General features: G+C 66.0%; 6 protein-coding genes. 5 read left to right on the top strand and 1 reads right to left on the bottom strand.

Going from position 1 to position 6,431, the window contains the following annotated elements:
- Positions 1–175 precede the first annotated feature (175 nt).
- Positions 176–586: an FKBP-type peptidyl-prolyl cis-trans isomerase gene (locus DBV14_RS19920; RefSeq protein WP_124461292.1), complete on the bottom strand. Its 411-nt coding sequence runs from the start codon at positions 584–586 to the stop codon at positions 176–178.
- A gap of 136 nt (positions 587–722) precedes the next feature.
- On the opposite strand from DBV14_RS19920, the gene eat reads away from it, so the two are divergent.
- From eat to DBV14_RS19895, 5 genes are all read left to right on the top strand, one after another.
- Entirely contained in the window at positions 723–2,147 is a 1,425-nt protein-coding gene (gene eat / locus DBV14_RS19915) for an ethanolamine permease (RefSeq protein ID WP_124461291.1), read from the top strand.
- A 22-nt stretch (positions 2,148–2,169) separates the two neighbouring features.
- Positions 2,170–3,564, top strand: a complete 1,395-nt coding sequence (locus tag DBV14_RS19910) for an ethanolamine ammonia-lyase subunit EutB (RefSeq protein ID WP_124461289.1) — start codon at positions 2,170–2,172, stop codon at positions 3,562–3,564.
- Positions 3,561–4,367, top strand: coding sequence for an ethanolamine ammonia-lyase subunit EutC (gene eutC, locus DBV14_RS19905; RefSeq protein ID WP_124461287.1), 807 nt, complete (start codon positions 3,561–3,563; stop codon positions 4,365–4,367). Before DBV14_RS19910 ends, eutC begins: the two co-directional genes overlap by 4 nt.
- 79 nt (positions 4,368–4,446) lie before the next feature.
- Positions 4,447–5,709 carry an HAD family hydrolase gene (locus tag DBV14_RS19900; RefSeq protein WP_124461285.1) on the top strand — a complete coding sequence of 421 codons (1,263 nt, stop codon included), beginning with the start codon at positions 4,447–4,449 and terminating at the stop codon, positions 5,707–5,709.
- Between the two features lie 79 nt (positions 5,710–5,788).
- Entirely contained in the window at positions 5,789–6,373 is a 585-nt protein-coding gene (locus tag DBV14_RS19895) for a peroxidase-related enzyme (protein ID WP_124461283.1), read from the top strand.
- Positions 6,374–6,431 lie beyond the last annotated feature (58 nt).

Genomic DNA, 6,431 nt, shown 5'->3' with positions numbered 1-6,431 from the left:
TGGTGTACCGCTGATCAACGACCACTCTGATGACGCTCACGCGGATGGTGTGCTCTGCGCAGCGAAATAAAGGAGGAGCGAAGCGGGGGACATTCGCGGAGCAGAGCACACCGTCGGCGTGGGCGTCGCCCTGAACGACAGCGCACATCAAACGACGTGCGCGCAACTCAGGGAATCAGCGTCCCTTGACCGACACCAACTCGACTTCGAAGTTCAGCGTCGCGTTCGGCGGAATCACGCCGCCCGCACCGCGCGCGCCGTAGGCAATCGACGGCGGGCAGGTCAGCTTGGCCTTGCCGCCCGGCTTCATCTTCTGCACACCTTCCGTCCAGCACGGGATCACGCCGTTCAGCGGGAACTCGGTCGGTTCGCCGCGCTTGTACGAGCTGTCGAACTCCTTGCCCGTGTCGGGGAACGTGCCGCGGTAGTGCACCTTCACCACGTCCGTCGCGGCGGGCGATGCGCCGGTGCCTTCCTTCAGCGACTGGTAGACCAGGCCGCTGGACGTGGTCACCGGAGCGGATTGCGCAAAGGCTGCAGGGATGGCGAAGACGGACACGAGAGCGGCACAGAAATAAGACTTCACGAAACACCTCGGGGGTTGAAAGGCTCCGATTATGGCCAGCGCGCATGTCGTGCCCGCAAGCCGATGTATCCGGTGGAACAGCCCTTGCTTTGCTGAATGTGCACTGTCAACATTCACGAAGAAGAGAGGAAGTCGCATGAACTCCACCGAAGCCACGCCGGCCGGATCCCCTGTCCACACCGGCACGGGCCATCTCAAGAAAGTGCTCGGTCCCCTCCAGCTCTGGGGCATCGCGGTGGGCCTCGTCATTTCGGGTGAGTACTTTGGTTGGAGCTACGGCTGGAACACGGCCGGCACGCTCGGCTTCCTGGTCGCCACGGTGCTGGTGGCGACGATGTACACGACCTTCATCTTCAGCTTCACGGAACTTTCGACGGCCATCCCGCATGCGGGCGGACCCTTTGCCTATGCGCGGCGCGCCTTCGGGCCACACGGCGGTTTTGTAGCGGGCTTTGCCACGCTGATCGAATTCGTGTTCGCGCCACCCGCCATCGCGCTGGCCATCGGCGCGTACCTCAACGTGCAGTTCCCGGGCATCAACCCGAAGTGGTTCGCGCTGGGTGCGTACGTCATCTTCATCGGGCTCAACTGGATCGGCGTGGGCATCGCGGCGGCCTTCGAGCTGTTCGTGACGGTGCTCGCCATCTTCGAGCTGCTGGTGTTCATGGGCGTGGTCACGCCGGGCTGGTCGATGGCCAACTTCGTGTCCAACGGCTGGGCCGGCGGCAACGTGCTCAATGCCGCGGCCATCTCGGGCATCTTCGCGTCGATACCGTTCGCCATCTGGTTCTTCCTGGCCATCGAAGGCGCGGCCATGGCGGCCGAAGAGGCACGCGACCCGCACCGCACCATTCCCATCGCCTACACCACCGGCATCGTCACGCTGGTGGTGCTGGCCTTCGGCGTGATGATCTTCGCGGGCGGCGTGGGCGACTGGCGCAAGCTGGCCAACATCAACGACCCGCTGCCGCAGGCCATGAAGGCCGTGGTGGGCGACAACAGCGGCTGGCTGCACATGCTGGTGTGGATCGGGCTGTTCGGGCTGATCGCCTCGTTCCACGGGATCATCATGGGCTACTCGCGCCAGATCTTCGCACTGGCGCGTGCCGGCTACCTGCCGCGCTACTTTGCCGGCCTGAGCCCGCGCTTCGACACACCGCACCGCGCGCTGCTGGCCGGCGGGGTGATCGGCGTCATTGCCATCTTCAGCGACGAGTGGGTGCAGTTCGGCGGCCAGACGCTCACCGCCAACATCGTGACGATGGCCGTGCTCGGCGCCATCGTGATGTACCTGATTTCCATGGCGGCGCTGTTCAAGCTGCGCAAGAGCGAGCCGAACCTGCTGCGCACCTACCGCGCGCCCTTCTACCCCGTGTTTCCCGCCATCGCGTTCGGCCTGGGCGTGGTGTGCCTGGGCGCGATGGTGTGGTTCAACTTCATGCTGACCGTGCTGTTCCTGGTGCTGATGGCCGCCGCGTACGGCTACTTCCTGCTGACCTCGGCGCAGCGCAAGGCCGCCGCGCCCGACGAGATGCTGTCTTCTTCGACGACCGTGGCCTGACAGCAAGAGCAAGAAAAGAAAGATGCGCTACCGCACCACCATCGCCGGCCAGGTCTTCGACTTCGACGACCTGCGGCAGGTCATGGCCTTCGCCAGCCCCGCGCGCTCGGGCGACTACCTTGCGGGCATCGGCGCGGCCACCGCGCAGCAGCGCATGGCCGCGCGCCACGTGCTGGCCGATACGCCGCTCAAGCAGTTCCTGACCGAAGCGCTCGTTCCCTACGAAAGCGACAACATCACGCGGCTCATCATCGACAGCCACGATGCACAGGCCTTCGCGCCGGTGTCGCACCTCACGGTCGGCGACTTCCGCAACTGGCTGCTCTCGGAGCAGGCCACCACCGAAGCGCTCACCGCGCTGGCGCCGGGCCTCACGCCCGAAATGGTGGCGGCCGTGTCCAAGCTCATGCGCAACCAGGACCTGGTGTCGGTCGCGAAGAAGTGCTGCGTGGTCACGCGCTTTCGCGACACCATCGGCATGCCCGGCCACCTGGCGGTGCGCCTGCAGCCCAACCACCCGACCGACGACCTGCGCGGCGTGGCCGCCTCCACGCTCGATGGCCTGCTGTACGGCGCGGGCGATGCGGTGATCGGCCTCAACCCGGCTTCGGACAGCATGCCGGTGCTGGGCCAGTTGCTGCGCATGCTCGACGAGGTGATCCAGCGCTTCGAGATTCCCACGCAAAGCTGCGTGCTCACGCACGTGACCAACACGCTGAAGCTGGCCGAGGCGGGCGCGCCGGTCGACCTGGTGTTCCAGTCGATCGCGGGCACCGAGAAGGCGAACCTGTCTTTCGGCGTGACGCCCGAGTTGCTCGACGAGGCCTACGCGGCTGCGCTGTCGCTCAAGCGCGGCACCATCGGCAACAACGTCATGTACTTCGAGACGGGCCAGGGCAGCGCGCTGTCGGCCAATGCCAACTTCGGCGTCGACCAGCAGACCTGCGAGGTGCGCGCCTATGCGCTGGCGCGGCGCTACAAGCCCTTTCTCATCAACACGGTGGTCGGCTTCATCGGGCCCGAATATCTTTACGACGGCAAGCAGATTATTCGCGCCGGGCTCGAAGACCATTTCAGCGGCAAGCTGCTGGGCCTGCCCATCGGCTGCGACATCTGCTACACCAACCACGCCGAGGCCGACCAGGACGACATGGACACGCTGCTCGTGCTGCTGGGCACGGCGGGCATCAACTTCATCATGGGCATTCCGGGCGCCGACGACGTGATGCTCAACTACCAGAGCACCTCGTTCCACGACGCGCTGTTCCTGCGCGAGACGCTGGGCCTGAAGCGCGCGCCCGAGTTCGAGGCCTGGCTGCAGCGCATGCAGATCACCAACGCCGCGGGGCAACTGGCACCGCCCTCCGCCAACCGGCTGCTCGCCGGCATGGGCGGGCTGACTGCACTCACGCCATGAGCGAATCAGTCACCCCCAACCCCTGGGCGCAATGGCGCTCGGCCACGCCCGCGCGCCTTGCGCTGGGCCGCGCCGGGGCCGGCATGCCGACCGACGAAACGCTGCGCTTCGGCTGGGCCCATGCCATGGCGCGCGATGCGATCCACGCGGCGCTCGATGTCGACACGCTGGCTGCCACCCTGGCCGCGCAGCACTGGGACGTGGCCCGCGCGCGCAGCCGCGCCGCCGACCGCACCACCTACCTGCGCCGCCCGGACCTGGGCCGCCAGCTCGACGAGGAAGACGGCGGGCGCCTGCGCGGCATCGGGCGCTATGGCTGCGATGTCTGCATCGTCATCGGCGACGGCCTTTCATCGCTCGCGGTGGCGCGCCATGCCGCGCCGCTGCTCGCGGCACTGCGCGCCCGCCTGCCGGCCGAGACGCGCTTCGCGCCCGTGGTCATTGCCACGCAGGCCCGCGTGGCGCTGGCCGACGAGGTGGGCGAATTGTTCGGCGCGATGCTCTCGGTCATGCTCATCGGCGAGAGGCCGGGCCTGAGCTCGCCCGACAGCCTGGGCATCTACCTGACGCATTCGCCGAAGCGCGGCCTGCACGATGCCGAGCGCAACTGCATCTCGAACATGCGGCCCGAGGGCCTGCCGTACGAAGCCGCCGCGTTCAAGCTGGCATGGCTGATGCGTGAGTCCCTGCAACGGGGACTGACCGGTGTGGGGCTGAAAGACGAGAGCGATCTCGCGGTGCTTGAGCAGCAGCAGCAGCGCCTTTCGCCATTGCCGGCGGCAGTCGCACCAGTGGCGCGCTGAGCGGCGAGGCGCCTCCGAACTGTCATGAGCGTTTCGTACGCTCGTCATCTTTCATTCAAAACTACAGGAAAAAGCACAAATGCAACGTCGACTCGTCCTTCTCTCGCCGATGGCAGCCGCGCTCGTCGCAACCGGCTGCGCCAGCCTGTCGCCCTCGAAGGGCCTGTCGCCCGGCCACTGGGACGCCTTCAACCGCGCACAGGTCGAGGGCCTCATCGCAGACCTCGGCAAGGGCAGCGCGGGCTACAACGCAGCCAAGCCGCCGTACGTGGTGTTCGACTGGGACAACACCAGCGTCTTCCTCGACATCGAGGAAGCTTCGCTCATCTACCAGCTCGAAAACCTCGTCTTCGGCGCCACGCCCGCGCAGCTTGAAATTGCACTGCGCAAGAACATCCCGAAGAAAGACTTCCTGCCCGCGTACAACAACGCGGCGGGCAAGCCGGTCAACATCGACCTCCTGGTGCCCGACATCGTGGCCAGCTACACCTGGCTCTACCAGAACTACAAGGGCATGAAGGGCGACCAGTCGCTGGCCGTGGTGGCGCTGAGCCCGCACTACGCGGCCTTCACGACCAAAGTGCGCTACCTCTACGAAGCCATCGGCGACACCTTCGACCACGACACGGCCTACCCCTGGGTGACGTACCTGTTCGCCGGCATGACCGAGGCGCAGGTGCGCAAGCTCACGGCCGACACCGTGGCATGGCAGCTGAAGGAGCCCGTCGCCAAGGTCAAGTGGACCTCGCCCGCCGCCCTGCCGGGCCGCGCGGGCGTGGTGTCGGTGAGCTGGAAGAACGGCCTGCGGCTGCAGCCCGAAATGCAGGAGCTGTACGCCGCGTTCCGCAACGCGGGCTTCGACGTGTGGGTGTGCTCGGCATCGTTTGTCGACGTGATCAAGGAAATTTCTTCCAACCCTGCCTTCGGCTACAACAATCCGCCAGAGCGCGTGCTGGCGATGGAGCTGGAGCGCGACGCCAATGGCGTGATCCAGCCCGAGTTCCGCCGCGGCTACGACCAGACGCAGGGCCCGGGCAAGACGAAGAACATCCGCCGTTTCCTGGTCAGCAAGTACGGCTACGGCCCGAGCTTCGTGGCCGGCGACAGCGAAGGCGACCAGAACATGATGGCCGACTTCCCCGACACGAAGAAGGTGCTGATCGTGAACCGCCTGCGCGATCCGAAGACCGACATCGGCAAGTTCTCGGCGCTGGCCGTGCAGAACTACGGCAAGGCCGACACACGCTACCTGCTGCAGGGCCGCGACGACAACACCGGCGCGTGGGTGCCGTCGCAGTTGCACACGCCGCTGGGCGCGACGCAGGGCAAGGCGCTGAAGTAAGTAGCAGGCACTGGAACGCCGGGGCGCGGCGGCGGGCAGTTGCCTATGATCCTGAAACCGAACATCAGGAGACAAGAAGATGACCGCAACAGCCCGCTACCCCCTCGCCGAACTGAAAGACCTGCCGGAAGACATCCGCACCGCGATCCTTGCGGTGCAGGAAAAAGCCGGCTTCGTTCCCAACGTGTTCCTGGGCCTGGCCCGTCGCCCGGCCGAGTGGCGCGCGTTCTTCGCGTACCACGACGCGCTGATGCTGAAGGAAGAAGGCTCGCTGACGAAGGGCGACCGCGAGATGATCGTCACGACCACGAGCGCGGCGAACCAGTGCCTGTACTGCGTGGTGGCGCACGGCGCGCTGTTGCGCATCTACGAGAAGAAACCGCTGGTGGCGGACCAGGTGGCGGTGAACTACCGCAAGGCGGACATCACGCCGCGTCAGCGCGCAATGCTGGACTTTGCAATGAAGGTATGCGACCGCTCGCACGAGATCGACGACAGCGATTTCCCGCCGCTGCACGCGCACGGGTTCGACGACGAGGACATCTGGGACATTGCGGCCATTACGGCTTTCTTCGGGTTGAGCAATCGGCTGGCGAGCTTCAGTGGCATGCAGCCCAACAACGAGTTCTTCCTGATGGGGCGACTGCCGCGCGAGAAGAAGTGAGTCGTTTGGTGGCTTCTGTTTGATACGGGGCAGAACCCGTTCGGGGCGCGTGCGACTG

Source organism: Variovorax sp. KBW07 (assembly GCF_003852515.1).
GTDB lineage: Bacteria > Pseudomonadota > Gammaproteobacteria > Burkholderiales > Burkholderiaceae_C > Variovorax.
This window is presented reverse-complemented; position numbering and strand designations above follow the sequence as displayed.

Bases quoted from the DNA above. Each gene is read 5' to 3' on its own strand.
- DBV14_RS19910 (WP_124461289.1), top strand. From the start codon at position 2,170: ATGCGCTACCGCACCACCATCGCCGGCCAGGTCTTCGACTTCGACGAC.
- DBV14_RS19895 (WP_124461283.1), top strand. From the start codon at position 5,789: ATGACCGCAACAGCCCGCTACCCCCTCGCCGAACTGAAAGACCTGCCG.
- eat (WP_124461291.1), top strand. From the start codon at position 723: ATGAACTCCACCGAAGCCACGCCGGCCGGATCCCCTGTCCACACCGGC.
- DBV14_RS19900 (WP_124461285.1), top strand. From the start codon at position 4,447: ATGCAACGTCGACTCGTCCTTCTCTCGCCGATGGCAGCCGCGCTCGTC.
- eutC (WP_124461287.1), top strand. From the start codon at position 3,561: ATGAGCGAATCAGTCACCCCCAACCCCTGGGCGCAATGGCGCTCGGCC.